The organism is Marinobacter sp. (assembly GCF_014859525.1).
Taxonomy (GTDB): domain Bacteria; phylum Pseudomonadota; class Gammaproteobacteria; order Pseudomonadales; family Oleiphilaceae; genus Marinobacter.
Map to the genome: position 1 here is coordinate 21,714 of NZ_JACUUB010000015.1, position 26,709 is coordinate 48,422.

The window sequence follows — 26,709 nt, forward strand, 5'->3', positions numbered from 1 at the left end:
CGATGACAACAATCAGACCTCTCGCCGCCGCACTGCTTGCATTAACTGTGGCGGCCTGTGCCAGTAATCCGATGATGCGAAGCTCTTCCGCAACGTCTTCAGACGTCGCTGATCAGATCGATAAGTCCATGGCTGAGGCGGAACAGCGGGCTATGGTGACCGAGCCAGAACCTGCCGGCGCTCGTCAGTCTTCGGCGGCAGATATCAGCAGCCAGTTACTGCCGCCGCTTGCCAGCACTCAGCAACAGGACGACCGGTTTGATGTGAATGCCCGGGGCATCCCTGCCGCCCGTTTTTTTGAGGCGCTGGTTGAGGGCACGCGCTTTAACGTAGTGGTTCATCCTGGCGTAACCGCTACGGTCGACCTGCGGCTGAATGACGTGACCGTTCCGGAAGTGATGGACATCGCCGCCGACCTCTACGGGTTGGATATTCAGCGCAACGGCCGGTTGTTTCGGGTAGCGGCAGACAGCGTGCAAACACGCCTGTTTCCCATTGATTACCTGCACTTCAAGCGCCGCGGTGGTTCTGAAACGCGTGTCAGCTCCGGTCAGGTCAGTAACACCCGTAGCAGTGAATCAGGTAATGACAACTCTGGCTCTGAAACCCGAAACCTCGTCGGAACCACCATTTCCACCGAGACCGAATCGGACTTCTGGCAAGACATCCGGCTAGCCCTGACCATGGTGGTGGGCGCTGACGGCCAGGTGGTGGTCAATCCCGGTGCCGGGCTGGTCATGGTGCGTGCCGGCTCTGATGATTTGCGTATGGTAGAGGATTACCTGCGCCGGACCGAACTGATCATGCAGCGACAGGTGGTGCTTGAGGCCCGAATCCTGGAAGTGACGCTGAACGAAGGCTACCAGCAGGGTATTAACTGGGCTGACATTCAAGGCTCGGCCGGAAGAGCTGATTATTTCACTGCGCAGTCGTTGACCGGTCAGGCCATTCGCAATCCCGACATCGGTGGTGTGTTCTCGGCGGCGGTCAGTGCCGGTGACTTCTCAGGAGTGATCCAGTTGTTGGGCGAGCAGGGCAATGTGCAGATCCTGTCCAGCCCGCGAATATCCACCATCAACAACCAGAAAGCCGTAATCAAGGTGGGAACCGACGAGTTCTTCGTTACCGACATCGATTTTGATAACAACAACTCTGCGGTGACGGCCACCGACCGCACCTCCACTTCGGTAGAGCTGACGCCATTCTTCTCGGGCATCTCGCTGGATGTAACGCCACAGATTTCCGAGAGCGGTGCCATTACCCTGCACGTTCACCCCTCGGTCAGCGAGGTGAACGATCAGGAAAAAGTCATCACCATTGGTGAGCGAGACGTCACTCTGCCACTGGCCAGAAGCACCGTGCGCGAAACCGACAGTGTGATCCGTGCCGAGAGCGGCCAGATTGTGGTGATTGGCGGTCTGATCCAGAACACCAGTGAAGACGTTACCTCGGCGGTTCCTTTCCTGAGCGACATTCCTCTGGTGGGCGAGCTGTTCAAACAGCGCCGGTTTGAAGCTCGTAAAAGCGAGCTGGTGATATTGCTGCGCCCGGTGGTTGCAGATGCGGGCTTGATGCAACAAGACATTCGCGCCAGCCGGGAGCGGATGAACGTGCTCAAAGACCTGCTGAATTCGGCAGAGTCTGTTAAGCCCCAGGCTGAGATTGCACCCCGCTGATGTACGAAAGCCATTTTGGACTGCAGGAAGCACCGTTCGCACTGACGCCCAACACCCGCTATTTCTTGCGGGCACCGAGCCATGCCGATGCCCTGGAGTTGTTGCTGGTGGCGTTACAGCAGCGGGAAGGTTTCATCAAGGTGACCGGTGAAGTCGGCACGGGTAAAACCTTGCTCTGCCGGTTGCTGCTGAACGAGCTCGACAAAAGTGCCTGCACTGCGTACATCCCCAATCCGCAACTGCCTCCTGACACTTTGTATGAAGCGGTGGCCGAGGAGCTGGGTGTTGATGTTACTCAATGCGATAACGTTCATCAGATACTCAAGGCCTTGAACCAGCGTTTGATTGAGCTGGCGATGGCACAAACGCCTGCGGTGTTGGTGATTGATGAAGCTCAGGCCATGCCAGAGGAAACCATTGAAGCGCTGCGCCTGTTGACCAACCTGGAGACTGAAAGCACCCGGTTGCTGCAGATTGTCCTGTTCGGCCAACCAGAGCTGGATGTCGTGTTGACTAAAGACAGCCTGCGCCAGTTGCGCCAACGCATTACGTTTCAGACCAGACTGCAGCCACTGGGGTATGACTCGGTGGGGCAATACCTGCGGCATCGCCTGGCACAGGCCGGCTACAACGGGAGCGATCTCTTCGCGCCGGCGGCCCTGAAAGTGATCTGGCGATCGTCTGGGGGCATTCCCCGGCTGGTGAACATACTGGCTCATAAATCCATGCTGGCGGCCTGGGGCCGGGGCGATCGCCTGGTCGCCCGGAAACACGTGTTGCAAGCGGTAAAAGATACCGAAAGCGCCAAGTCCGTCGGCTGGTTTCGGAGGTGGTTGTGAGCCTGTTGAACGATGCCCTGCGGCAGGCAGAACAGCGCCAGAACCGGGCCCAGGTGACCGGTGCCTACCTGGGCCAGCCGGTGGCACAGAATTCGGGACCTTGGAAGCCGCTGATGGCGGTGGGCTTTGTCATCGTCTTGCTTCTGATGGTGGGTGCGGGAGCCTGGTGGTTACCGTCGAATAATTTGGTTGAGCCTGTTGCCTCAGAACCTGTGGTGACTGCTGTAGAGTCCGAGCCCGAGCCCGAGTCTGTGACGGTTGTTACCCCGCCAACTGCAGAAGCACCAGCAGTGGAACCAACCGCTGAGCTGGTTGAACGCGGTGTTGAGCGCAGTAACGATGTTTCAGAAACTACGATCACCGAGCCTCCGGAGCCGGAACCTGCCGTGGTTGTGCAGGCCTCATCGCAAGAGACGACCGCTCCGGCGGCGGCCGTGAACCCGCCGTCAGAGCCCTCGATAAAACAATCGCGGGAAACCCCGGAGTCCATCGATTTGCGCACCAGCCGTGAGCTGCAGCGGTTATTGTCTGCTGGCCAGAACGGTGAAGCCGAGCGACGGCTCACCGAACTGACCAATCAGCAGGCGGCCCCGCACAGCCGCGAAGTGTTCGCCAGAGAAATGCTGGTGCAGGGCATGGCTGCCCGAGCCCTGAACTGGTTGCCGGATACACTGACCCAGGATCACCCTGACTTACGGCTGCTCAAGGCCCGAGCCTTGCTGGAACAGGGTGAACTGACCCTGGCGGTCGCTATGCTCGCAGCTCGGGTACCGCCGGTTGCGGAGCAGGTGGAATACCGAATAACGTTGGCGACGCTGCAACAGCAAGCAGGCCAGCCCGACGAAGCAGCCGGGCACTGGTCAGAACTCATCGCCTATGACGACAACCGGCCGGCCTGGTGGCTGGGTTTGGCGATTGCGTTGGAGACCGGCGGGCGTCATCGCAGCGCCGTTCAGGCTTATGCTCAGGCAGCATCGATGCCGGGGTTAGCGCCCTCGCTGGCAGATTATGCCCGGGAACGTTTAAATGCATTGCAGGCGGGATCATGAGTACGGAACCGAAAAAGAAAGTCCGGTTAGGCGATCTGCTGGTTCAGAACGAGGTCATCACTGAGCAGCAGTTGATGACGGCCCTGCGCGAACAGAAAAACACCGGTCGCAAGCTCGGGCGAACCCTGATTGACTTAGGGTACGTGGACGAAGATAACCTGCTCAACATCCTGTCACGGCAGCTGCAGGTGCCGTTTGTTCAGCTGCGCCATTACCAGTTCAACAACGAACTGGTTAAAAAACTGCCAGAAGCCATGGCTCGCCGGTTCCGGGCCATTGTCTTGGCGGAGCAGAGTGGTGAGCTGTTGGTGGGCATGGCCGACCCGCTGGATATTTTTGCCTACGACGAACTGGTCCGGGTGCTTAAGCAGTCCATCAAGCAGGCGGTGGTGCGTGAAAGCGAACTGCTGAATACCCTGGACTTGGTGTACCGCCGAACGGATGAAATCGCCTCGCTGGCGGAAGAGCTGGAAGACGAACTGGGCGACGACGCCTTCGATCTGGCGGATCTGTCCGCCGAATCTGAAAGTGCCGATGCCCCGGTAGTCAAACTCCTGCAAACCCTGTTTGAAGATGCGGTGCAGGCCAGAAGCTCCGACATTCACATCGAGCCGGATGAAACCGTGGTGCGCATCCGCCAACGGGTGGATGGGGTATTGCAAGAGCAGGTGATGAAAGAGAAGCGGGTCAACGCCGCTCTGGTGCTGCGCCTGAAACTGATGGCCGGCCTCAACATCTCCGAGAAACGCCTGCCCCAGGATGGCCGTTTCAACGTGCGGGTTAAAGGCCGCAGTATCGACGTGCGGGTGTCGACGATGCCGGTGCAGTACGGTGAATCTGTGGTCATGCGCTTGCTCGATCAGAGCCAGGGCACGCTGGATCTTGGTGGCACGGGAATGCCGCCGCAACTGCTGGAGCGTTTCCGAAAACTGATCAAGAAACCCTATGGCATGATTCTGGTTACCGGCCCCACGGGCAGTGGTAAAACCACCACCCTTTACGGTGCGCTGACCGAGCTGAACCAGCCTGAAGTAAAAATCATCACCGCCGAAGACCCGGTGGAATACCGCCTGCCGCGCATCACTCAGGTGCAGGTAAACCCGAAAATCGGCCTGGAATTTGCCACCGTGCTGCGCTCGGCCCTGCGCCAGGACCCAGACATTATTCTGGTGGGCGAGATGCGGGATCACGAAACCGCCGAAATCGGCCTGCGCGCGGCCATGACCGGCCACCTGGTGCTGTCGACCTTACACACCAACGATTCCATCAGCAGTGCCATGCGCCTGATTGACATGGGCGCAGAGCCCTTCCTGGTGGCCAGCTCATTGCTTGGCGTCGTCGCCCAGCGCCTGGTGCGCAGGGTCTGTGACAACTGTAAGGAAACCTATCAGCCCACCGAGCAGGAGCTGGTATGGTTACGATCGTTCGATCTGGAGCCGCTCGATATTGAAGCCGGTTTTGTGCACGGCCGGGGCTGCTACCAGTGCAGCAATACCGGCTATAAGGGCCGGGTGGGCGTGTACGAAATGCTGGAAATGAACGAAGACATGCTGGACGCTTTGCGCCGCAGAGATGTCTCTGACTTTACCCGATCCGCTCGCAAAAGCCCGCTGTTCAGGCCGCTGGAGCAGTGCGCCATGGATTACGCATTACAGGGTGTGACGACACTGCAGGAAGTGGCGCGGGTAGCGGCAACCTCAGACTCCGGCATTTCTCTTGAAGAGAACAGGCTGGCGGGTGACAGTGCCATGGGGGTGGATGACTGATGCAATTCAGTTATCGGGGTAAAGACAACCGTGGAGTGGCCCAGCAGGGTTCACTGAACGCGGCCAACGTGGACGCCGCCGCCAGCGAGCTGGCACGCCGTGGTATTACCCCGCTGACGATCAAAGAGCACCAGCCCAAACAATCCGGCCTGGACAAGGTGAACAACCTGCCCATCTTCCGGAAAAAAGTCTCGCTGGATGAACTGATCGTGTTCTGCCGGCAGATGCACGCACTCACCAAGGCGGGCATTCCGCTGATTCGTACCATGCGTGGGCTGGCAGAAACCTCCCGATCGCCGGTGCTGGCGGAGGTGCTTGACGATATTACCAATCGGCTGGAAGGCGGCAACACCATGGCCACGGCCATGCAGGCGCACCCGAGAGTGTTCTCCGAGCTGTTTGTCGCCATGATCCACGTGGGCGAGAACACTGGCATGTTGGACGACTCCTTCAAACGGCTTTCAGAAATCCTGGAGCTGGAAAGAGACACCAAACGCCGGGTAAAACAGGCCCTTCGCTACCCGACCTTTGTGATCATCGCTTTGCTGGCGGCGCTGATGGTGGTGAATTTTTTGGTGATCCCCCGGTTTGCTTCGGTGTTCAGCCGTATGGGGGCAGACCTGCCGTTTTTGACCCAGGTCCTGGTAGGTACCTCCAACTTCCTGCTGAATTACTGGTACCTCATGCTGTTTGCCATAGCAGCCAGCGGCTTGTTGTTGCGGCAGTGGAAAAAGACCGAAAACGGTCGCGAGCTCTGGGATCGCTACAAACTGAAAATGCCCATTATCGGCCCGCTGCTGGAGCTGATCATGCTGAGCCGGTTTGCCCGTAACTTTGCCACCATGCTCACTGCCGGTATGCCAGTCACCCACGCGTTGACCGTGGTGGCCGACGCCACCGACAACGCCTGGATTGCCCGGCATATCAAGGAAATGCGGCACGGCATAGAGCGGGGCGAAAGCCTGCTGCGCACCGCCAGGAACAGCAAGATGTTTACCCCGTTGATCCTGCAGATGATCGCTGTGGGCGAAGAGACCGGCTCAGTCGACGATATGCTCAACAACGTCGCCGATTTTTACGACGAAGACGTGGACTACGGCCTTAAACGGCTGGCGGAATCCATTGAGCCGATCTTGATTGTCGCCATGGGCGTACTGGTGCTGATTCTGGCGCTGGGCGTGTTCCTGCCCATCTGGGACCTGGGGGCTGCCGCCATGGGTCGGGGCTAGTGCGCGAACAGGCCTGGTCCTCGGCCAGCGGTCTGGCAAACGCCAGAAGGGTGCGCTTTCTGGTTGCATTGGTGGTGCTCTTCACCCTCTGGTGGGTGTTAACGGGCAAGTTGGCAAGCGAACTCGAGCGCGCGGAGCAACAAAGCGTGAACATGGTGCTGAGCCAATTGCGATCGGCGCTGGTGATCAAAGGGGCCGAGGCCATGCTGAGCCGGGAACAAAGCCTGGAACGGCTGGTCGGAGAGAACCCGTTTGAGTGGCTGGACCACCAATGGCCCATGTACCAGGGCCAGTGTAGCGAGGGAGCGCCAAAACACAGACACTGGTGCTTTGCGCCGAGGCGACAAAAAGAAACAGGCGAAACCGGCAAAGGGTGGTTAATTTATAACCCAAGGCAGCCGATAACCATTGATGGCAAGGTTGCAGAACCCGATCAGCCGTTAGCCTGGACAGTAACCACCGAATTTGCGAACCGCAACGGGAAGAGTCTGCGGGAGCAAGACGGACGGCCGACCGGCCTCAAGCTGGCGCCGTTGCCGTTCGCAGAAACCACAGTGAACCGGCAGGACGCCCAGCGCTGAGTGCTTAATACTTAATACGATTTATCACAGGCAAGAGGCTGACGAATGATGCAGTACAACAGCAAGCAAAAACAAAAGGGTTTCACCCTGATCGAGCTGGTGGTGGTGATTGCCATCCTCGGCATTCTGGCGGCGTTTGCGCTGCCACGTTTTGCGCAGCTTTCGGAGCAGGCGCATCAGGCGAGTATTAAGGGTACCGCTGGGGCGTTGAGTGCGGGTGTGGCTTTGGTTAAGGCGCAGTGGACCGTTAACGGCCTGACTACTGCCGTCGCCGCAGTCGAAGGATTTGGCAATGACGACGTCGCCGCTACCGACGATGGTTGGCCAGACCCTGCGGCCAGTGGTGGTTGTGCTGCACTCTGGAACAGGCTTCTGCAGTCTAACGCTCCCCGTGTAGCTGCAGCAGGTGCTTCGGACAACACCACCGAATACCAGGCAACGGCACCGTCAGCTGGTGTCTGCAATTATGAGTATTTGCCAGATGGGCAGGGAAGTTTCATTGAGTACAATTCGAATACCGGTGAAGTTATCACCGACATTAACTAAGAAAACCGAGCTCCAGGAGAAGTGACTATGATGACTATGCAGAAATTCACACCGAAGCGTGAGCAAGGTTTCACTCTGATCGAACTGGTTATGGTGATCGTGATTTTGGGTATTCTGGCGGCGTTTGCGTTGCCGCGGTTTGCGGATTTGAGTGGGGATGCTGAGCAGGCATCCGTAAGTGGTGCCAGAGGCGCAGTGCAGTCTGCCTCTGCAATAGTGCGATCTGCATATCTTGCGAGACAGCCTTCGGACGGCGTCGTTGTACTTGAAGGTGAGGACATCGGTACCGTAGGAGGCTACGCTGCAGCAACTTCAATTGGATTGGCAGCTCAACTTTCGTCGGAGTTTGATGTTGATACTGACACGGCTGGTGTTGCAACGATATCCCAAGGCAGTTGTAGTTTCAGTTATACCCAAGCGGAAGTGGATGGCGATGGCAATGCAACTACCGCGCCGGTGATTAGCCCCGTGTCCTGTTGATCAGTGTTACTGTAAAGCAGGAGCTGAGAAAAAGTTGTTGTTTGAGGGCTGGGCATGGAGAAAGGTGTATCATCAGGAGCGCGAGGGTTCACGGTGATCGAGCTCATTACGGTGCTTGTGTTGATCGGAGTCTTATCAGCCTTGGGTGTTGGGCTTTTCGCAAGAAGCGCTATTTTTTCACCTCTCTTAGCCACCCAACAACTAGCCTCCGCCTCGCTGCTTGCCCAACAAGCAGCGCTGGCGGGCAACCCCTCCGATTCCGTAACCATCCGCCAAACCTCGAATGCTTTTGAGTTCGAGGCGGCGAATTCCTTGTTTTCCATCCGCCGTGAAGGCGCCAGTATGGCGTATCAGGTAGCCGGTCAGTCCGGGCTCACTTCGATTCCTGGCAGTGGCTTTAGTATCAACTTTGACCCGATGGGCCGCTTGGCGGCACCGTTCAGTGGTCAAAGTCTCCAATTTCAGATCTCCGGCGACAGTGACTTTACCCTGTGCCTGAGCTCCCTTGGCGCCGTGTATCAGGGGCCATGCTCGTGATGGTTCGCCGGCGACTTGGTGGTAACCAGCAGGGTGCGACCCTGGTGGAGCTGGTGATGACCATTGTCATTATCAGTATTGCCATCGCTGGTGTGATTGGCGCGTTTGCTTTGATCACCGGCCGCAGTGCCGACCCGCTGAACCAGACCCGCGCGGTGGCATTGTCGCAACTCTACATGGACGAAATCCTTGCCAAATCCTTTGCTCACCGCTCTCCCGTGGGTGGCGGAGCGGTGGATGCCGGCAACGCGGATTGCAACAACCTTGGGCCAGATGGCGAAACACGGCGCACCTTCAACGATGTGGATGATTATCACAACCTGAATAACGCGCCGCCCGAGAACAGCGAGGAAGAACCGCTGCCGGGTTACAACAATTTCCAGGTGTCTGTTTCGGTGGCCTGTGCCGGTAGCGAGGTGGGCTTGAGCAATCATGAAGCCAAGCGCATCGACATCACCATTACGGACCCCTCCGGCAATACCTATCTGTTCAGCACCTATCGGGGGAATTTCTGATGCGCCGGCAACAGGGGTTCACCCTGGTTGAACTGGTGATGGTCATCGTGCTGCTGGGGATTGTGGCCACCATTTCAGTTCAGTTTGTTGCTCTTTCCACTCGTGGCGCTCTGGATGTCAGCGAACGGCAACAGCGCGCGCTGCAGGGCGTGGTGATCAGTGAGCAGATCACCCGCGAGGTGCGGGAAGCGTTTCCCCTGTCCGTTCGCGAGAACGGCGAATGCCTGGAGTGGCTACCGGTGATCGCCGGGACCACTTATGAATCCCTCACAACCGGCCCTGATTTTGATGAAGTGAGCATAGTACCCTTCGGTCGTGAAGTGCCTGAGAATGCTCGGCTGGTGGTTTACGGCTATGGCTCGGCTCAGGCTGATCTGTACGGCATGTCCGATCCGGGGCCGGTTTCATCAGCTATCAATTCGGTTGCCGATAGCGACACAACCATTAAGTTGTCTGCCACTCACCGCTTTCGCGAACGCTCCCCGCAACAACGCCTGTATGCTATTGCCTCGCCTGTCAGCATCTGCCAGATCGGGCCATGGCTTTATCGATTCAGTAGCTATACGCGAAACGGTTCCCAGCCTTCGGCAGCTGCGTTAAACGGAGGCAGCGGAACCCGGCAAGTGATGAGTGCCAATTTGGTCGATGGCTCGTTCAATCTGCGAGTAACACCACCATCACTGCGCCGGGCCGCCGTCGTGAACTTTGAATTTGAGCTGGCAGACCGGGACGGCGACGAAACCACCCGAGTTAGCCAGGAGGTGCAAATCCGAAATGTACCGTGAACAATCCCTTTACAAGCAAAGTGGCGCGGGCCTTCCTGTTGCCATTTTTATGATCACCGTGTTGGCCCTGCTGGTGATTGGTATGGCGCAACTTCAGGAAAGCTCGGGTAAAAGCGTGAGTCTTCAGATTCAGTCCCAGAGGGCGTTTTTTGCGGCTGAGAGTGGGGCACAGCTTGGCGCTGGCAGGGCGCTCCAATCGATTAACGGCCCTCAGTGCTTCTCAGGTACATTCTCCTTTGCGGCAGAAGGGTTGAGGGAGTGTAGTGCTCTAGTGAACTGTTTGGCCAACGCACCGGGCCAGGGCATCGTGATACGCAGTGAGGGCCGATGCGGTATTGCGACACTCAGTGAAGGGAAAAGAACGGTTGAGGTGAGGCTGCTTTGAACTTCCGATCAAGTAAGAAAGAGAGTTCAGTGATGCGCGGGATGATGCTGCTTTTCAGTCTTGCTCTTTTCACGGCTCGCGCAATAGCACAGGAGGTAGTAGAGGCAGATGCGCCTGGGACTTACCAGTTTGTGGTTCCGGATAATGTCACGAGCATCACCGTCGAGGTCTGGGGTGGTGGTGGTGGTGGCGGTTCTGTGACCCGTGGTTTCCTTGGGGCCGCAGTTGCAGCGGGTGGCGGTGGCGGTGGCGCCTATGCTTCCCGGTCATTTCAGGTAACGACTGGCCAGACATTTGGCCTCAGGATTGGTTCCGGCGGCGGAATCAATAGTGCTGGTGCCAGCACCTGGTTTGATAGTCCGTCAGTATTGCTCGCTCAGGGTGGTGTCGGAGGTAGCCAAAATAATCTCACAGGTGGTGCCGGTGGAAGTGCGGCTGACAGTGTTGGCGATGTGACATTCAGTGGTGGGCGTGGCGCGAATGCATCCGCAAGTGGCGGTGGTGGTGGTGGCGGAGGTTCTGCAGGCTCTAACTCTTCTGGGAATAGCGGCTCGGGAAGCATCGGCGGAATGGCCGTTACCGGAGGCGGTGCTGGTGGAAATGGTGGCTCAAACTCTTCAGGTACACAGGGAGCTTCACCCGGTGGAGGTGGCGGAGGCGCTGACTGTGGTTTTATTTCTTTTTGCTTAAATGCAGGTGGTGGCTCTGGCGCGTCAGGTAAGGTTCGCATCACTTACGTCGTGGAGGAACCAGACCAGTGTTTTGCTGATAGTTTCACCGATTCGGCGCTAAATCCAGGTGACTGGGTAACAGCAGTATCCTCGGGAAACTTCACCCCGAGTATCGTAGGCGGCCGACTTCGTATGACAGAAGCCGTTAGTAACCAGTCAACGGCGGCCACACTGCAGCGGGAAATTCCCGGTGCCAATAACCTTGTGGTGCTGGAGTTTGATTACTATGCCTACGGTGGTTCCGGGGCGGATGGCATTGCCGTGGTGCTCTCCGACGCTGCGATTACGCCACAACCGGGAAGCTTTGGGGGCTCTCTTGGTTATGCCCAGCGCAGTAACGGCGATGCCGGTTTTGCTGGTGGTTGGCTGGGTATCGGTATCGATGAGTTTGGTAACTTTTCCTCCCCGACCGAGGGCCGGCAAGGAGGCCCCGGCCGGGTCACCAATTCGGTTTCGATTCGTGGTTCTGGCTCTGGCATCACGGGGTATCGTTATCTGGCTGGCACGGGAACGCTGAGCCCTGGCATAGATGCCACTGGCGCCAATAGCCCACACCGATATCGGATAACCGTGGACTCGAGGGTTGCTGGCCAGGCTATAGTGTCTGTCGAGCGCAACGTCGGCAGTGGGTTTAACGAATTAATCGCACCTTTTAATGCGTTGAGTGCGACCGGGCAGGCGGCAGTACCGGATAACTTTCTATTTTCTCTGACTGGATCCACCGGTGGTTCAACAAATATCCATGAACTTGACGAGTTGCAGTTGTGTGCGCTGAGGCTGAACCCTGTTGGGGCGCAGGTTGATCATTTTGAGATTGATCACGACGGTGTTGCACTTACCTGCCAGCCGGAAACGGTGACGATCAGAGCCTGCGCCGATGCTGATTGCAACGAACTATTTACTGATCCAGTAGCGGCAACACTGGCTCCGGAAGATGGATGGGTCAGTGGTAACATTGTCAACATAACTGGAGGTGTTGGATCGGCGACCCTGCAAAATACGGTGGCGGGTCAAGTCACTCTGAATATTATTGGCTCTCAACCTTCCACCCGACCGCAATCGCAAACGCTTTGTCGGATTGGGAACGGCCCCCTTGCACCAGGCAACTGTACCCTGAACTTTGTTGATTCGGGATTGGCCTTCGAATTACCGGATCTCATATCCCATCGGCCATCGGGGCCTATTCAGATTCGCGCCGTGCGTCGTGATGACCAGAGCCAGGCCTGTGTTCCCGCATTTGAAAATGTCAGCAAAACGGTGCAGTTCTGGTCTACCTACGTCTCGCCGGACGAAGCTGGAAGATCCGCCAGCAGGATGGTTGAGATCGATGAGATTGCTATTGGTAACAACGCAGCCTCTCCCACCAACCTGGAACTGAATTTTGGTGCGGGTGGTATAGCGGAGATCGATATCGTCTACCCGGACGCCGGTCAGATGCAGCTCAATGCGCTATATAGCGGCAGCGAAGCAACCGAAGATGCTGGTCTGCTTATGCCTGGCGCGGACAGCTTTGTGAGCGTGCCCGCCGGCTTTTGTGTTTCGGCGGTATCGTCCTGTTCCCAAGGTGATGAGACTTGCCCGTTGTTCCGCAAGGCAGGCGAACCCTTTGACCTGACCATTACCGCAGCAGGTTGGCAGAGTGACGCCGATGTGGATTTCTGTGCCGGTAATCCGGTCACGCCAAACTTCGAACTGCCGGGCATTCCTTTACAGGCGGAGTTGGTGGCCCCTGCCGGTGGCGAGACCGGTATTGTCTCTCCGGGTAGTTACGATCATGCCCGAGCCGTTGATGCCGAAACCACGGTGGCTTTAGATCAGTCTGAAGTGGGTGTATTCCGCTTCCTTACAAGCCCGGCGCCCGGCGCTTATCTGGGGCGGGATCTGCCACAGGGCCGGAGTGCTCCGGTCGGGCGCTTCTATCCTGATCGCTTCCGGGTTACGGTGGACCCTGGCGTTTTTGAGGCGGCGTGCGGAGTTGGGCAGTTCACTTACTCCGGGCAACCCTTTGGTTGGTTGATGACTCCCACCGCGATGCTTGAGCCGTTGTCTGTTCAAGGAGCCAGAACCCGAAACTACACATCTGACGGTTTCAGGAGGCTATCGGTGGCCGGCGTCTCAACACTTGCTCCCACCGAAGACGCTGCTGCCACTGATATCAACGGCGATCCGATAGTTTTTTCTGTCACGCAGGAAGCGGCAGAACTTACCGTACAAGAGCCTGGACTTATGTTGTTCTCATTCAGCCTGAATGATCAGTTCCAATATCTGAAGAGCCCGGTAACGCGGATTGAGCCATTCTTGCCTGAATTGGTGTTTGCAATCTTATCCGTTCAGGATGCCGACGGTGTTGAGGCGGAGGCAGCTCCCTATAACTTTGAACCAGAGGCCTCTTTTGAGATCCGCTATGGCCGGTTGGTCATGGACAATGTTTTCGGTCCAGAAACCGTGGAGGCCTTGTTTATGCCGTTCCGGATCGAGTCTTTTGAGGGCGGACGGTTTGTTACCCATGATGCGGACAGTTGCACCACATGGACGACCACCGATATTGATTCGGCCGAAATTCACCATGCTCTGCTCGCAGACTCCGGGGTTTTCGAAAAGGGCGCAGCCGGGCCGTTGCGCCTGGAACCTGTTGGTACCCAAGGCACCGACCTGCTGATCTGGGATGTGCCGGATTGGTTGAAAGACGATTGGGGCAATGATGGGGCGTTAACAGACCCCTCTGCTACCGCCACCTTCGGTGTCTACCGCGGCAATGACCGCATCATCTACTGGCGCGAAGTGCCTGTAAACTGAATATCAAAGGTGCCGTCGAAAGTTGCTGATGGTGCCTGGATACCCCCAAAGAAATGCCTCTTACACGCCTGGATGACATCCGGGATACCTGCCGTCTTTCGGTAGTACGACCAAAGTCCTGAAGGTGGCGACTAAAAGCCGGTTCAGGGGGCTTTGGTGTTGTGTCAGTCTCGAATCAACATTGAATGAATCTTTACCCGATGAGTAGGTGGTGCGATGTCTGATTGGATGAGTCCGCTGGTCGAGATGGGGCTGCTTTCACAAGCCGTGGCTGACCTGCTGGGCGTTGGCGGGCCGGTAGTGGCGATCCTGTTGGTGTTTTCCGGTGTCGCGGTCAGCCTGATTGTCGCCAAATGGTTGCAGCTGGTGCAGGCGACCTGGCGCTCGAAGGCGCGGGTTGCCGGCAGCTTGTCACTGTGGCGGGCCGGTGAGGCTGAGCAGGCACAATCCGCGCTCGAAGGCAGTCGCCAGCCGGTTCCGTCGTTGGTTGCCAGCGCCATGCATTCGGTCATGGTGCATGGTGATGGGCCGTTGGTCCGGGAGGAGCTGGCTCGCCAGGCCGCCCATCGCGTGGCATCCCTCAAAAGCTACCTGAAACCCCTGGAAGTGATCGCGACGCTGAGCCCGTTGTTAGGCCTGTTAGGAACCGTGATGGGGATGATCCTGGCGTTTCAGCAGATGGAGGCAGCCGGCAATCAGGTGGACCCCTCGGTGTTGTCTGGCGGTATCTGGCAGGCGCTGTTAACCACCGCTGCAGGCCTGATTGTGGCAATTCCGGTGGTGATGCTGCACAGCTACCTGGAACGCAAAAGCGATCATATCGTAGACGAGATGGAAGACGCGTTGACCGGCGTGTTCACCGGGCCTCTGGTGGGGAATTCGCCGGTGGGCTCTCAGGTTGAAATGCCGTTGCCAGAGCACCCGCCCGCGCATGCTGATGAGCGTCAGGGTCATGCAGCTTGATCGCCCGTTGTCATCGTCGAAAAAGCTGATCGGGCTGACGCCACTGATCGATGTGGTGTTTATCCTGTTGCTGTTCTTCATGCTGACGTCATCGTTTATCCAGTGGCAAAGTATGGATCTGATGGTCAGTACCGGCGAAAGCGCCGGAACCACCGGAGAGCCGCCAATCATGCTGGGAATGAATGACGCTGGCCGCCCGTTTCTGGTGAGCGAGCCGCAGCGAGTGGTGGAGGTTGAGCACTTACGTGAGTTGCTGGCGACGGGTGACCGTGACGTGATGGTGACCCCGGCAGACGTAAGCTCAATACAGCAAGTCGTTTTGCTGCTTGAGCAGGTCGAAGCGCTGGGTGCTCGCAGTGTCTCGGTGAACACGCGGGCCGCGCCATGAAGCTCAAGCGCCCGGCCACGTCGTCCGATCGCGGTGATGACCACTTGATTCCACTGATCAACGTGGTGTTTCTGATGCTCATCTTTTTTATGCTGGCTGGCCAGATTAGAGCGTCTGACGGGCGGCCTTTCATGCCTCCTGCGATGGAGTCGAAGCAGCCGGAGGTGAGCACGCGCTTCGTGCTGTTGCTCACCGAAGACAACCGCATGTTCCTGAACGATGAGCCGGTGACCGAAGATCAGCTTATGACGGTCTTTAAGGCACAGGTGGCTCGCCAGGCGTATGAGGTGTCCCAGTCTTCACTGCTGATCAAGATTGACCAATCATTAACCGCCGCGCAGTGGCGACCTGTGCTGGCGTGGGCGTCGGAGGCTGGCTTGGAATCGGTGCACCTGTCAACCCGGCGGGGTGTCCGGTGAGGCTCAAGCGTCGTTTTTTGCTGGCTGGGGTGTTGTGCGCCGTGCTGTTTCACGTCTGGGCGTTCAGTGCGTTACAGAATGCCCTGATGCAAAGGCAGACACAGGAGCTGGCGGCCGATGAGGGCGAGGGCGGGATCTTTGTCAGCCTGGCGGCCGCAGACTTTGCCGTGCCGGGCAACCCGGCCGATGCGGAGGAGCCTGAGCCGGTTCCCGAGCCTGACCCTGTGCCTGCTCCCGAACCGGAGACACCGGTACCAGAGCCCGAGGTTCAACCCGAGCCGGAGCCGGCGACCTTGCCAGAACCGGTGCCAACGCCTGAGCCAGAACCAGCTCCTGAACCGGAACCAACACCTGAGCCAGAACCGGCTCCCCCCTCAAACCCCGAGTTGACGCAGTCTCCGGTGTCCGATCCGTCGCCATCTCAAGCCACTGAGACTGTCCAGGCCGAAGCGGCCAATGAAGCGTCCGCCCGGGAGTCCGATACCGGGGGCTCGGTAGCGGAGGAAAATCGCTACTTGCAGGATTTGCTGGGGCATTTGAACCGGTACAAACGCTACCCGGATTCAGCCCGGCGTATGCGGCGCGAGGGAGTGGTTACGGTTACCTTCACGGTCAGCGAAGGTGGGCGGGTGAACGGTGTCCAGATTACCGACAGCAGTGGTTTTCGCCCCCTGGACGATGAGGTCCGGCAGATGCTTGCGCGAGCAGCGCCGCTACCGGTCATTCCCGCCCATCTGGGCCAAAGTTCCCTGACGGTAACACTACCCGTGGCCTTCACTCTGCAGCGATAGCGGCGCCATCCGGGAAAATGTCCTGACCCAAAGTAGCCCTCTTCAGCGCCCATGGTTCAGTTCAAGGCCGAGCGTCAGGCCTCTAAGGTTAATGCAACAGTAATAAGAACCCGTGTTGCGAGGAAAACCTGATGAGCTTGACGTTGAAACCTATTATCCGTGCTGTTCGCTACACGCTGCTGGCTTCCCTGCCGGGTATCGTTGCAGCCCAGCAGGCCGACGACATGGTGTATTTGCCGGCATTGGATGTGCGAAGCCTGGTGCCCACATCGGTTGAAGGCATGCCCGGTGCGGCCAGTGTCCTGAATCGCGATCAGATTGATATCTACAAACCCTACAGCCTTCACGATGCCCTGGACTTTGTGCCCGGTGTCCGGACCATCGATGATGATGCCTTGGGCCTGCGCTCGGGCATCGGTGTTCGCGGCGCACCGCCTCGGCGCTCACGGAAGGTGCTGTTGCTTGAAGACGGCACGCCTATCAACAACAGCGCTTACCTCGATTCCGGTGCCCACTACACGCCGCCGCTTGAGCGTCTGGAGCAAGTGGAAGTATACAAAGGTGCGGGTCAGATCGTGCATGGTCCGCTGAACAATCACGGCATTATCAACTTCCGTAACCTGAAACCCACGCTAGTGCCGGAAACCGTGATTGAAGTGGGCGTCGGCAACCAGGACACCGTGCAACAGCACATCCATCACCGCCGCACCGAAGGCGCGGTGGGCATGGTGTTTTCCTACACTGGCAAGCGAGCGGATGGCACCTTCGATGTGGAGGAGCATCAGTACGATGACTTCTACACCGGGCTGGAATGGCAGGTGAATGAACGCAACCAGTTGGCGGCGTCGGTCACCTATCTACGCGAACGTAGCGATGGCTATGATGAGAACAACCTGTCGCTGCAGGAGTACCGTGAAGCTCCGCGCAACAAAAGCCGTTTTGATGAAGGGCGTGAAGACAACAATATTTCTGTCAATTACCTCAAATACGACCTTACCCATAACCTGAAGGTTACCGAGGACGTTAGCGTCTCCAGTAAAGTGTTCTTTACAGACCTGGATCGCCCGCGCTTCCAGACCCGGGGCACGGCGCCGGCGGATGGCGGTGTGATGGAAGGCCGTGACCGCCGCTACGAAAACCTCGGTGTTGAGAGCCGGTTGGAGTGGGCCAATATTGAGGCGCTGGGGCTGGAACACCGTATTCAGGCCGGCGTACGTTATGAAAACCACAACTTTGAGGATCGCCGGCCGGTGGGGCTGCCAGGCGAAAAGCTTGATGAGGGTAACCGTGGCCGCCTGTTCGCCGTTTCTGGCGAGGATGGCTATACCCGTGACGGCCGACTGGTTGAATACGATGCCGAGGCCGTTTCCGGGTATGTGCAGAACAGCATGAGCTGGGGTGACTGGACCGTTACCCCGGGCCTGCGCTATGAAACCTTCAATCAATACAAAGATACCGTGTTCCGGCCCGGTAGCGGTGACGAGGGCGTCCGCGAAAAGGACTCTAATACGTTATGGCTGCCAGGTGTCAGCGTGTTGTACTCAGGTCTTGAGAGCTCCGAAGTTTACGCCGGCATCCATCGCGGTTATGCGCCGGCGTCGGCCCGCTCGGATGACTTCCCGCTGACGCCAGAAACGGGGGTTAACAGTCAACTCGGAGTACGAACCACGGCCATTAAAGGCGTGAGTCTGGATGCGGCCCTTTTCCATAACCGCATCAAAAATACTCTGATCCGGGATGATGTTGACGACTTTGGCGATGCACTGTTCGTCAACGCAGCCGACTCGCGGATCACCGGCGTAGACCTGGGGGCAAGAATTGACTCTACGGCCTTCTACCTGGCGGATTACAACCTGTTCGCCGAGGCGGCTCTCAACTACACCGATGCCCGTTTCACCACCGGTCCTCTGGACGATAACCGAGTGCCGGAGATTCCGACCCGTGCAGGCAGCTTTACCGTCGGTGTGGATCACATTGCCGGGTGGCATCTGAGCGGCACGGTCAGTCATTTGGGGTCGTTCTACAGCGACATCGAGAATACCCGCGAGCTGACGGCAGGCGGCGATGCCGGCAAGGTGTCCAGCAGGACACTGTTCTCGGCGCGGGCAAGCTACCGGTTGCCGACCACAACGAATGCTACGCTGTGGGTGCAAGGGCGCAATCTGTCCGACAAGCTGTACATTTCCGATGTTCAGGATGGTATTCGCCCGGGTGCAGCCCGCACCGTGGTTGCCGGTGCCACTGTGAAGTTTTGATGTGACCCTCGGTTAGTCATGTCTCTTGGCCGGGGTTTCTTCCTTCCCCGGCATTTTTCATTGCGTTACGCTTCGGTTGCCTGGCAGCCGGAGTTTTTTTGCGTCTGTGACGATGTCGCTCTGCCATCAGTGCAATGTGATAATCTGGCACGGCTCGGTCCGCAATAACCTAATAGAGTCTTACATGAAAATTCTCATTACTGATGATCACGCTGTGGTGCGCCAGGGATATGTAAGCCTGTTGTCGATGGCGCTGGACCCCTGTGAGGTGATCGAAGCCACCTCCGGTGAAGAGGCGGTCGAGCACTCTCGAACGCACCAGCCGGACCTGATCATCATGGACGTGGGTTTGCCGGGGATCAGTGGTATCGAGGCGGCGGCCCGCATCCTGGAGGGCCAGGAAGACGCCAAAATACTGTTTTTCAGCATGCACAACGAGGTACCCGTGGTGAAAAGGGCGCTTCAGGTCGGTGCCATGGGCTATATCACCAAGTCCTGTGATACCGATACCTTGATTAAAGCGGTCAAACGGGTGGCAGAAGGGCAGGTGTTCGTGGAGTACGATCTGATTATGCGGACCTCTTTCAACGATCGGAGTTCGGAATTCTCACGATTGCAGAATCTGACCCGTCGCCAGTTCGAGGTGTTTTCCATGCTTGCCCGGGGCTTCAGTAACGATGAGATTGCCCAGGCATTGGCTATTGAAAAGAAGACCGTGGCCAACACCGTCACCGCCATCAAGAACAGTCTCGGCATTGAGTCGATGGCCAAACTGGTGTTTTTTGCCATCGACGCCGGACTGGTGCAGATTCGCTCCCGGCAATAGACGCCGGTGGGGTGAGGCTCAGTCGTCCAGGTCTTCTTCCGAGTCAATCTTCAACTCATTGATTTTCCGCGTTAAGGTGTTCCGGCCCCAGCCCAACAAAATAGAGGCATCCCGTCGGCGGCCGCCGGTGTGTTTCAGGGCCGTCTCGATCATGATTTTCTCGAACTCCGGTATGGCGGTGTCGAGTATGCCTTTCTTGCCCCGTTTCAGCTCTTGTTCGGTCCAGTTTTTCAAGCCTTCCTGCCAGGTGTGTCCGGTGCTGGCGTTTTCGGTTTCAGCCTGGTGCAGCAGCTCCGGCGGCAGATCGTCTACATGAATTTCGCGGCCACTGGCCATCACTGTCAGCCAGCGGCAGGTGTTTTCCAGCTGGCGTACGTTGCCTGGCCAGGACAGGGTGGTGAGGTATTCCTCGGCATCATCGCGCAGCAGTTTTGGCTCGACGGACAGCTCTTTAGCCGCCCGCTTCAGGAAGTGCTGCATCAGGCGGGGAATGTCTTCCCGGCGTTCGGCCAACTTGGGCAGGTGCACACGGATAACGTTCAGGCGGTGGAAAAGGTCTTCCCGAAAGTTGCCGGCTAGCACCAGTTTTTCGAGATCCTGGTGCGTGGCGGCGATGATCCGGACGTCCACTTTAATGGGCGTGGTGCCGCCTACGCGATAGAATTCGCCATCTGCCAGCACCCGCAACAGCCGGGTTTGGGTGTCGGCGGGCATGTCGCCGATCTCATCCAGAAACAGGGTGCCGCTGTTGGCTTGCTCAAACCGACCCTGGCGGGCAGCGCCGGCACCGGTGAAGGAGCCTTTCTCGTGGCCGAACAGTTCGGATTCAATCAGGTCTTTCGGAATCGCCGCCATGTTCAAAGCAATGAACGGGTTGCGGGCCCGCGGGCTGTGGTTGTGCAGGGCCTGGGCCACCAGCTCTTTGCCGGTGCCGCTTTCACCGTTGATCAGCACGGTGATGTTGGAGTGTGACAACCGGCCGATGGCCCGGAACACCTCCTGCATGGCCGGCGCCTCACCGATGATCTCGGTGTTGCGCTGGGTGCTGTCGGGCTGGGGCTCGCTGGCGGCGCGTTTCTCGTGGCTGTGGGCGACCGCTCGTTTGACCAGAGCCACGGCATCGTCTACATCAAAGGGTTTGGGCAGGTATTCGAAGGCGCCGGTCTGGTAACTGGTAACGGCGCTTTCCAGATCGGAATGGGCGGTCATGATGATCACCGGCACATCCGGATGCTTATCTACAATCTGGGCCAGCAACGTAATGCCATCCACACCTGGCATACGAATGTCGCTGACAATGGCATCGGGCTGTTCGTGCTCCAGCCGCATCATGATGCTTTCACCGCTGTCGAACACCCGTGGTTGCATGCCGGCCTGGTTCAGAGCCCGTTCGAGCACCCATCGGATGCTTTTGTCGTCGTCAATTATCCAGACATTCGCCGGTTGGGTCATTTGCTGTCCTCCAGAGGCAGGAAGATGATGAAGTCGGTTCTTCCTGGCTCGCTGTCACATTCAACCAGCCCGCGGTGCTGGCCGATGATGCTTTGAGTAATGGAAAGGCCAAGGCCGGTGCCAGAGGCCCGGCCACTGATCATGGGGTAGAAAATATTCTGCAGCAGATCCGCCGGTATGCCGGGGCCGTTGTCGATGATGTCTACGCGGCAGGCCAGGCGGTGACGCCGGTGGCCGATGGTAAATTGTCGCAAGGCCCGGGTGCGGAAGGTAATCGTAGGTGTTACACCGGAACTCTGACTGCTTTCGTTCTCGAAGGCGGCTTCCATGGCGTTGCGGGCAATGTTCAAAAAGGCCTGAATCAGCTGTTCTTTGTCGCCTGGAAATTCCGGAATACTGGGGTCGTAGTCTCTGCGCAGACGCACTCGGCCCCTGCTTTCTGCCTCAACCAGCGTGCGAACCCGCTCCAGGATTTCGTGAATGTTGGTGGTCGCAATTTTGGGTGCTTTGTTCGGCCCCAGCATACGATCAACCAGGCTGCGCAGGCGGTCTGCTTCATCAATGATCACGCGGGTGTATTCGCGCTGATCCTCGGTACTCAGTTCCCGGTCCAGAAGTTGGGCTGCGCCACGAATGCCGCCAAGGGGATTCTTGATTTCATGGGCCATGCCCCGCACCAGAATACGAGTGGTTTCCTGCTGGGAGATGATGTCTTCTTCACGGCTGATGCGAATAAGCCGGTCTCTGGGCTGGATTTCGATCAACAGCTCGGCGGGGGGCTGGCTGATGGGGGTGACAGAATAATCCACGGTCAGGCGAGAGCCACTCAACAGCGCAAACTCGGCTTCCCGTCGGGTATACGACTGACCATTGCCGGCGGCAGCGTAAAGTGTCTTCAGGGCGTCTTCAGAGTCGATCAGCATATCGTTCAGCAGCACTCCCTGACTTCGGGTCAGGCTGGTTTCAAACAGGCTCTCAGCTGCGGGATTCAGGTAACGTATGGTGAGGTCATTTCCCAGCACCAGTACCGCCGTGGTCAGGCTGTCCAGAATGCTTTTATAACCGCTTCCCAGAGTACTGGATGGTTGAAACGACATGCTTGGCTTCCGTGTTGAGCTCATGGTTGTTACCTCGTTTCTGCAAAAAACGAACCAATTTTGCTGACGAATACAAAACGATGAGCAAGGTGTGGGCACAGAGCGCCTGACAGGGCGATCCGCTGCTGTAGGTTGGTGCAGGGGGAGGTGAAAGGGCTACAGGCAGCCGGAGATTTGCCCCTTTGCTGCCCAGAGTATGGCTTTATCGTGGTGCGTGCGCACTAAAATAGTGCGATTTGTTCATTTGTTGATTAGTTGAGACGTGACGGGCGGTGAAGGGTAAAGGTGACCGGTTGGCCGCTTTTCACCTGTATGCCTTCGTTGTCGACGATATGAACTCCGGCGCTATGGGTGCCGCGGTCAATATTATTGACGGTGATCGAGCTGGACGTGCTCTGACCAACAGGTTGGCCGTCGAGCGTGACTTCGTATCGATGGCCCCGGCGTAACCCCGGCGTACTGCGTACCTGGAAGGTGACGTCACCGTTGCCGCTATGGAAGGCCTGATCGTTCTCCGGATAGACCAGAGCAACGCTTTCATAAGCAGCGCCTTCCCGCTCGACCTCTTCCAGCAGTCGGTCGGTTTGCATGACGGCTTCGGGTTTGGGCAGGGTAACCGTGGTCACAGGCTTTACCTGAATCTCTTCGCCACCCTGCATCGGCTCATCGGAAAACGTCACGTTTCCCTGGGCATCCACATGGCGGTATACCTCCGCATGAGCGGCGGCAGACACCAGCAGTAACAATCCGGTAGCGAGAGTGAGTGGTGCTTTCATGGCAATGACCTGAGGTAATGGACTGTCTCGATTATCGGTGGCCGCCTCTGGCATTTCAACGGTCAGGGGCGATCCCTTGGTTACATATCGTTAAGAGCGTGGGGTAGAGATTCCGTTTTGAGATGATGACCACAAAAAACCCCGCACAAGGCGGGGCTTTCAGTCTGCGGCATTTTGCACCTATTTGGTGCGTCAGCTTAGCAGGAGTAGTACAGTTCGAACTCAACCGGGTGCGTGGTCATGTTCAGGCGCTCTACTTCGCCACGCTTCAGGTCAATATAACCGCCGATCATGTCTTCCGTGAATACGCCGCCACGGGTCAGGAACTCGTGGTCTGCCTGCAGGCAATCCAGAGCCTCAGACAGAGTGGTTGCAACCTGAGGAATCTGCATGGCTTCTTCTTTTGGCAGGTCGTAAAGATCTTTGTCCATGGCGTCGCCAGGGTGGATCTTGTTCTGAATGCCGTCCAGGCCGGCCATCATCAGTGCAGAGAAGGCCAGGTACGGGTTGGCTGCCGGATCAGGGAAGCGTGCTTCGATACGACGCGCCTTAGGGCTGTTCACGTAAGGAATACGGATAGACGCGGAGCGGTTACGGGCAGAGTAAGCCAGCATAACCGGTGCTTCAAAACCCGGTACCAGACGCTTATAGCTGTTGGTGGACGGGTTGGTGAAAGCATTGACGGCTTTTGCGTGCTTGATGATGCCGCCGATGAAGTAAATGGCTTCTTCGCTCAGGCCAGCATAGCTGTCTCCTGCGAACAGGTTTTTGCCATCTTTGCTCAAAGACATGTGCACGTGCATACCAGAGCCGTTGTCACCCACGACCGGCTTGGGCATAAAGGTGGCTGTCTTGCCGTAGGCATGAGCCACATTGTGTACACAGTACTTGAGGATCTGTACTTCGTCCGCCTTGCGGGTCAGGGTGTTGGCGCCAACGCCGATTTCACACTGGCCAGCGGTGCCCACTTCGTGATGGTGTACTTCGATGACCAGGCCCATAGACTCCATGGCCGCACACATGGCACCACGCAGGTCGTGCAGGCTGTCTACCGGTGGAACCGGGAAGTAGCCGCCTTTAACGCCCGGGCGGTGGCCGATATTGTTGCGATCGAAGTCTTCGCCGGATACCCAGGCAGCTTCTTCAGAGTGGATGTGGTAAGAAGAGCCTTGCATGTCGACATTCCATTTAACGGAATCGAACACAAAGAACTCAGGCTCCGGGCCAAACAGGGCGCCGTCGGCGATGCCGGTCGACTTCAGGTATTCTTCTGCGCGACGGGCGACAGAGCGGGGGTCACGCTCATAACCTTGCATGGTAGAAGGCTCTACGATGTCGCAGGTGATGTTAACGGTGGTTTCTTCAGTGAACGGATCCAGAACCACGGTTTCGTCATCGGGCATCAGGATCATGTCGGATTCGTTGATGCCTTTCCAGCCGGAAATAGAGGAGCCGTCGAACATTTTGCCGTCAGCGAAAAAGTCTTCGTCCACCTCGGTGGCTGGCAGTGTCACGTGCTGCTCTTTACCACGGCTGTCGGTGAAGCGCAGGTCTACCCATTTGACTTCGTGTTCTTTGATCAAATCAACTGTCTTGGACATTGTGCGTGCTCCGTAGTGATTACATGTTCGTTATGCCGGATCGTTCAGTGTACCGAGGCCCGATCTTTTTGCAGGTCAGGGCAGCTTAGCAGAAGCTGATGTCCCTTACCTTTCAATTACGGCTGCAAACAACTAAGCAAACAGCTTGCCAGTTTTCTTGCTTTGCGCCAGAACAGCGCAGCCGTGGGGCTTTCGGGCAACTCTGGCGCACCGTGGTGCAGCTTGACGCCCATCAGCGGCCGTCATTTACGCACTGCTTTGGTGCATTGTTTGTCTGGCTGCCTGATAACGGTGCATTGTTGGAGTTGGTTACATATTAGGCACTATTCTTCATATTATCGTCATGGACTTTTCGATATACTGCGCCCCGCCAAATTTTTCAGGATACCTTTTGTGATTGATAAGCTAAGAAACGTCGCCATCATTGCCCACGTAGACCACGGTAAGACTACCCTGGTAGACCAGTTGCTGCGCCAGTCCGGTACCTTGGACCGTAAAGAGCTCGAGAGCGAGCGCGTTATGGACTCCAACGATCAGGAAAAAGAGCGTGGCATTACCATTCTGGCCAAGAACACGGCGCTGAAATGGAAAGACTACGACATCAACATCGTAGACACCCCGGGGCACGCCGATTTCGGTGGCGAAGTCGAGCGAGTCATGAGCATGGTAGACAGTGTGCTGCTGGTGGTTGATTCCATCGACGGCCCGATGCCGCAAACCCGCTTTGTGACCCAGAAAGCCTTCGCAGCCGGCTTGCGCCCGATCGTTGTGGTCAACAAGATTGACCGGCCGGGTGCTCGCCCGGACTGGGTCGTGGATCAGGTGTTTGATCTGTTCGACAACCTGGGTGCCACCGACGAGCAGCTGGATTTTCCGATTGTGTTCGCCAGTGCCCTGAACGGCATTGCCGGCATGGACCATGAAGACCTGCAAGACAACATGGATGCCGTGTTCCAGGCCATCGTGGATCACGTGCCAGCGCCGGACGTGGATATGGACGGCCCGTTCCAGATGCAGATTTCCCAGCTCGACTACAACAGCTTTCTGGGTGTAATCGGTATTGGCCGTATCGCTCGCGGCAAGGTAAAGACCAACACTCCGGTCGCCGCCATCGGCGCCGACGGCAAGAAGCGCAACGGCCGTATCCTGAAGATCATGGGCCACTCCGGGCTGCAGCGTGTGGAAGTGGAAGAAGCCCAGGCGGGCGACATTGTGTGCGTGAGTGGTCTGGACCAGCTGTTCATCTCTGACACCCTGTGTGATCCGGGTAATGTTGAAGCACTGCCGCCGCTGACCGTAGACGAGCCGACCGTTTCCATGACCTTCCAGGTCAACGATTCGCCGTTCGCCGGTAAAGAAGGCAAGTATGTCACGAGCCGCAATATCAAAGAACGCCTGGAAAAAGAACTGCTGCACAACGTGGCACTGCGTGTTGAAGAAGGCGAGTCTGCCGATAAGTTCAAGGTCTCCGGCCGGGGCGAGCTGCACCTGTCGGTATTGATCGAGAACATGCGGCGCGAAAACTTCGAGCTGGCTGTAGGCCGTCCGGTAGTGGTGATCAAGGAAGTTGACGGCGTCAAACAAGAGCCGTACGAGAACGTGATCGTAGACATCGAAGAGCAGCACCAGGGCCCGATCATGGAACAAATGGGTCTGCGCCGCGGCGACATGACCAACATGATCCCCGATGGCAAGGGCCGTATGCGCCTGGAATACACCATACCGGCCCGTGGTCTGATCGGTTTCCGTAATACCTTCCTGACCATGACTTCCGGTACCGGCATCCTGACCTCGACCTTCAGCCATTACGGCCCGATCAAGCTCGGTGATGTCACCAGCCGCCAGAATGGTGTCATTGTCTCCATGGCCACCGGCACCGCACTGACCTACTCGCTGGAAACCCTGCAGAGCCGGGGCAAGCTGTTCCTGGATCCGGGTCAGGAAATCTACGAAGGCCAGTTGTGCGGTATTCACAGCCGCGACAACGATCTGGTGGTTAACCCGACCAAGGGCAAGAAGCTGGACAACATGCGCGCCTCCGGTAAAGACGAAGTGATCGCTCTGGTGCCGCCTATCAAGTTCACGCTGGAGCAGGCCCTTGAGTTTATTGATGACGACGAGCTGGTAGAGGTGACGCCCAAGTCGATCCGTCTGCGCAAGAAGCTGCTGACCGAGAACGAGCGTAAGCGCGCCGGTAAGAAGTAAGCATCAATAGCCACGGACAAC

Annotated in this window: 24 protein-coding genes; 20 read left to right on the forward strand and 4 right to left on the reverse strand. The window is 57.5% G+C overall.

What is annotated here, in order from left to right; genetic code table 11:
• Positions 1-2: 2 nt before the first annotated feature.
• The 19 genes from mshL (at position 3) to IBX51_RS05755 (ending at position 19,557) form a co-directional block, all read left to right on the forward strand.
• Positions 3-1,676: a pilus (MSHA type) biogenesis protein MshL gene (mshL, locus tag IBX51_RS05665; RefSeq protein ID WP_291829573.1), complete on the forward strand. Its 1,674-nt coding sequence runs from the start codon at positions 3-5 to the stop codon at positions 1,674-1,676.
• On the forward strand, positions 1,676-2,515 hold the full coding sequence (locus tag IBX51_RS05670) for an AAA family ATPase (RefSeq protein ID WP_291829575.1): 840 nt from the start codon (positions 1,676-1,678) through the stop codon (positions 2,513-2,515). Before mshL ends, IBX51_RS05670 begins: the two co-directional genes overlap by 1 nt.
• On the forward strand, positions 2,512-3,564 hold the full coding sequence (locus IBX51_RS05675; protein WP_291829576.1) for a tetratricopeptide repeat protein: 1,053 nt from the start codon (positions 2,512-2,514) through the stop codon (positions 3,562-3,564). Before IBX51_RS05670 ends, IBX51_RS05675 begins: the two co-directional genes overlap by 4 nt.
• Positions 3,561-5,330 (forward strand): GspE/PulE family protein, encoded by a 1,770-nt coding sequence (locus IBX51_RS05680; RefSeq protein WP_291829578.1) that lies wholly within the window; start codon positions 3,561-3,563, stop codon positions 5,328-5,330. Before IBX51_RS05675 ends, IBX51_RS05680 begins: the two co-directional genes overlap by 4 nt.
• On the forward strand, positions 5,330-6,559 hold the full coding sequence (locus IBX51_RS05685) for a type II secretion system F family protein (RefSeq protein WP_291829580.1): 1,230 nt from the start codon (positions 5,330-5,332) through the stop codon (positions 6,557-6,559). The genes IBX51_RS05680 and IBX51_RS05685 overlap by 1 nt, the downstream gene beginning before the upstream one ends.
• Positions 6,559-7,140 carry a hypothetical protein gene (locus IBX51_RS05690; RefSeq protein ID WP_291829581.1) on the forward strand — a complete coding sequence of 194 codons (582 nt, stop codon included), beginning with the start codon at positions 6,559-6,561 and terminating at the stop codon, positions 7,138-7,140. Before IBX51_RS05685 ends, IBX51_RS05690 begins: the two co-directional genes overlap by 1 nt.
• A 45-nt stretch (positions 7,141-7,185) precedes the next feature.
• The gene (locus IBX51_RS05695) at positions 7,186-7,686 is read left to right on the forward strand and encodes a type II secretion system protein (protein ID WP_291829583.1); all 501 of its coding nucleotides are present in this window, start codon (positions 7,186-7,188) and stop codon (positions 7,684-7,686) included.
• A 27-nt stretch (positions 7,687-7,713) separates the two neighbouring features.
• A complete protein-coding gene (locus IBX51_RS05700) occupies positions 7,714-8,166 on the forward strand; it encodes a type II secretion system protein (RefSeq protein ID WP_291829585.1) in 453 nt (150 codons plus the stop codon).
• Positions 8,167-8,220: 54 nt separating this feature from the next.
• Positions 8,221-8,703: a Tfp pilus assembly protein FimT/FimU gene (locus IBX51_RS05705; RefSeq protein WP_291829587.1), complete on the forward strand. Its 483-nt coding sequence runs from the start codon at positions 8,221-8,223 to the stop codon at positions 8,701-8,703.
• Positions 8,703-9,218, forward strand: coding sequence for a type II secretion system protein (locus IBX51_RS05710; RefSeq protein WP_291829622.1), 516 nt, complete (start codon positions 8,703-8,705; stop codon positions 9,216-9,218). Before IBX51_RS05705 ends, IBX51_RS05710 begins: the two co-directional genes overlap by 1 nt.
• A complete protein-coding gene (locus IBX51_RS05715; RefSeq protein ID WP_291829589.1) occupies positions 9,218-10,003 on the forward strand; it encodes a type II secretion system protein in 786 nt (261 codons plus the stop codon). Before IBX51_RS05710 ends, IBX51_RS05715 begins: the two co-directional genes overlap by 1 nt.
• Positions 10,004-10,868: 865 nt before the next feature.
• The gene (locus tag IBX51_RS05720) at positions 10,869-11,078 is read left to right on the forward strand and encodes a hypothetical protein (RefSeq protein ID WP_291829591.1); all 210 of its coding nucleotides are present in this window, start codon (positions 10,869-10,871) and stop codon (positions 11,076-11,078) included.
• 173 nt (positions 11,079-11,251) lie between these two features.
• A complete protein-coding gene (locus IBX51_RS05725; RefSeq protein WP_291829594.1) occupies positions 11,252-13,915 on the forward strand; it encodes a DUF6701 domain-containing protein in 2,664 nt (887 codons plus the stop codon).
• Between the two features lie 216 nt (positions 13,916-14,131).
• Positions 14,132-14,878, forward strand: coding sequence for a MotA/TolQ/ExbB proton channel family protein (locus IBX51_RS05730; protein ID WP_291829596.1), 747 nt, complete (start codon positions 14,132-14,134; stop codon positions 14,876-14,878).
• Positions 14,868-15,266: a biopolymer transporter ExbD gene (locus IBX51_RS05735; RefSeq protein WP_291829597.1), complete on the forward strand. Its 399-nt coding sequence runs from the start codon at positions 14,868-14,870 to the stop codon at positions 15,264-15,266. Before IBX51_RS05730 ends, IBX51_RS05735 begins: the two co-directional genes overlap by 11 nt.
• Complete coding sequence (locus tag IBX51_RS05740; protein ID WP_291829600.1) at positions 15,263-15,685, forward strand: biopolymer transporter ExbD; 423 nt, start codon at positions 15,263-15,265, stop codon at positions 15,683-15,685. The genes IBX51_RS05735 and IBX51_RS05740 overlap by 4 nt, the downstream gene beginning before the upstream one ends.
• Complete coding sequence (locus tag IBX51_RS05745; protein WP_291829602.1) at positions 15,682-16,476, forward strand: energy transducer TonB; 795 nt, start codon at positions 15,682-15,684, stop codon at positions 16,474-16,476. Before IBX51_RS05740 ends, IBX51_RS05745 begins: the two co-directional genes overlap by 4 nt.
• 131 nt (positions 16,477-16,607) lie before the next feature.
• Complete coding sequence (locus IBX51_RS05750) at positions 16,608-18,731, forward strand: TonB-dependent receptor plug domain-containing protein (protein ID WP_291829604.1); 2,124 nt, start codon at positions 16,608-16,610, stop codon at positions 18,729-18,731.
• Positions 18,732-18,915: 184 nt separating this feature from the next.
• Complete coding sequence (locus IBX51_RS05755; protein WP_291829606.1) at positions 18,916-19,557, forward strand: response regulator transcription factor; 642 nt, start codon at positions 18,916-18,918, stop codon at positions 19,555-19,557.
• An 18-nt stretch (positions 19,558-19,575) separates the two neighbouring features.
• Here IBX51_RS05755 and ntrC read toward each other — a convergent pair whose 3' ends face one another.
• From ntrC to glnA, 4 genes are all read right to left on the reverse strand, one after another.
• Positions 19,576-21,009 carry a nitrogen regulation protein NR(I) gene (gene ntrC, locus IBX51_RS05760; RefSeq protein ID WP_291829608.1) on the reverse strand — a complete coding sequence of 478 codons (1,434 nt, stop codon included), beginning with the start codon at positions 21,007-21,009 and terminating at the stop codon, positions 19,576-19,578.
• Positions 21,006-22,106: a nitrogen regulation protein NR(II) gene (gene glnL, locus IBX51_RS05765; RefSeq protein WP_291829610.1), complete on the reverse strand. Its 1,101-nt coding sequence runs from the start codon at positions 22,104-22,106 to the stop codon at positions 21,006-21,008. Before glnL ends, ntrC begins: the two co-directional genes overlap by 4 nt.
• A gap of 251 nt (positions 22,107-22,357) precedes the next feature.
• Positions 22,358-22,882 carry a DUF4124 domain-containing protein gene (locus IBX51_RS05770; RefSeq protein ID WP_291829613.1) on the reverse strand — a complete coding sequence of 175 codons (525 nt, stop codon included), beginning with the start codon at positions 22,880-22,882 and terminating at the stop codon, positions 22,358-22,360.
• Positions 22,883-23,079: 197 nt separating this feature from the next.
• Entirely contained in the window at positions 23,080-24,483 is a 1,404-nt protein-coding gene (glnA, locus tag IBX51_RS05775; RefSeq protein WP_291829615.1) for a glutamate--ammonia ligase, read from the reverse strand.
• 393 nt (positions 24,484-24,876) lie between these two features.
• Between glnA and typA the strand changes: the two genes are divergently transcribed.
• The gene (gene typA / locus IBX51_RS05780) at positions 24,877-26,688 is read left to right on the forward strand and encodes a translational GTPase TypA (protein ID WP_291829617.1); all 1,812 of its coding nucleotides are present in this window, start codon (positions 24,877-24,879) and stop codon (positions 26,686-26,688) included.
• Positions 26,689-26,709: the final 21 nt, after the last annotated feature.

Bases quoted from the DNA above. Each gene is read 5' to 3' on its own strand.
- IBX51_RS05725 (WP_291829594.1), top strand. From the start codon at position 11,252: ATGACAGAAGCCGTTAGTAACCAGTCAACGGCGGCCACACTGCAGCGG.
- IBX51_RS05770 (WP_291829613.1), bottom strand. From the start codon at position 22,882: ATGAAAGCACCACTCACTCTCGCTACCGGATTGTTACTGCTGGTGTCT.
- IBX51_RS05705 (WP_291829587.1), top strand. From the start codon at position 8,221: ATGGAGAAAGGTGTATCATCAGGAGCGCGAGGGTTCACGGTGATCGAG.
- IBX51_RS05700 (WP_291829585.1), top strand. From the start codon at position 7,714: ATGATGACTATGCAGAAATTCACACCGAAGCGTGAGCAAGGTTTCACT.
- glnL (WP_291829610.1), bottom strand. From the start codon at position 22,106: ATGTCGTTTCAACCATCCAGTACTCTGGGAAGCGGTTATAAAAGCATT.
- IBX51_RS05755 (WP_291829606.1), top strand. From the start codon at position 18,916: ATGAAAATTCTCATTACTGATGATCACGCTGTGGTGCGCCAGGGATAT.
- IBX51_RS05720 (WP_291829591.1), top strand. From the start codon at position 10,869: ATGCATCCGCAAGTGGCGGTGGTGGTGGTGGCGGAGGTTCTGCAGGCT.
- IBX51_RS05715 (WP_291829589.1), top strand. From the start codon at position 9,218: ATGCGCCGGCAACAGGGGTTCACCCTGGTTGAACTGGTGATGGTCATC.
- IBX51_RS05695 (WP_291829583.1), top strand. From the start codon at position 7,186: ATGATGCAGTACAACAGCAAGCAAAAACAAAAGGGTTTCACCCTGATC.
- IBX51_RS05750 (WP_291829604.1), top strand. From the start codon at position 16,608: ATGAGCTTGACGTTGAAACCTATTATCCGTGCTGTTCGCTACACGCTG.
- IBX51_RS05735 (WP_291829597.1), top strand. From the start codon at position 14,868: ATGCAGCTTGATCGCCCGTTGTCATCGTCGAAAAAGCTGATCGGGCTG.
- IBX51_RS05685 (WP_291829580.1), top strand. From the start codon at position 5,330: ATGCAATTCAGTTATCGGGGTAAAGACAACCGTGGAGTGGCCCAGCAG.
- glnA (WP_291829615.1), bottom strand. From the start codon at position 24,483: ATGTCCAAGACAGTTGATTTGATCAAAGAACACGAAGTCAAATGGGTA.
- IBX51_RS05730 (WP_291829596.1), top strand. From the start codon at position 14,132: ATGTCTGATTGGATGAGTCCGCTGGTCGAGATGGGGCTGCTTTCACAA.
- IBX51_RS05740 (WP_291829600.1), top strand. From the start codon at position 15,263: ATGAAGCTCAAGCGCCCGGCCACGTCGTCCGATCGCGGTGATGACCAC.
- mshL (WP_291829573.1), top strand. From the start codon at position 3: ATGACAACAATCAGACCTCTCGCCGCCGCACTGCTTGCATTAACTGTG.
- IBX51_RS05680 (WP_291829578.1), top strand. From the start codon at position 3,561: ATGAGTACGGAACCGAAAAAGAAAGTCCGGTTAGGCGATCTGCTGGTT.
- IBX51_RS05710 (WP_291829622.1), top strand. From the start codon at position 8,703: ATGGTTCGCCGGCGACTTGGTGGTAACCAGCAGGGTGCGACCCTGGTG.
- ntrC (WP_291829608.1), bottom strand. From the start codon at position 21,009: ATGACCCAACCGGCGAATGTCTGGATAATTGACGACGACAAAAGCATC.
- IBX51_RS05670 (WP_291829575.1), top strand. From the start codon at position 1,676: ATGTACGAAAGCCATTTTGGACTGCAGGAAGCACCGTTCGCACTGACG.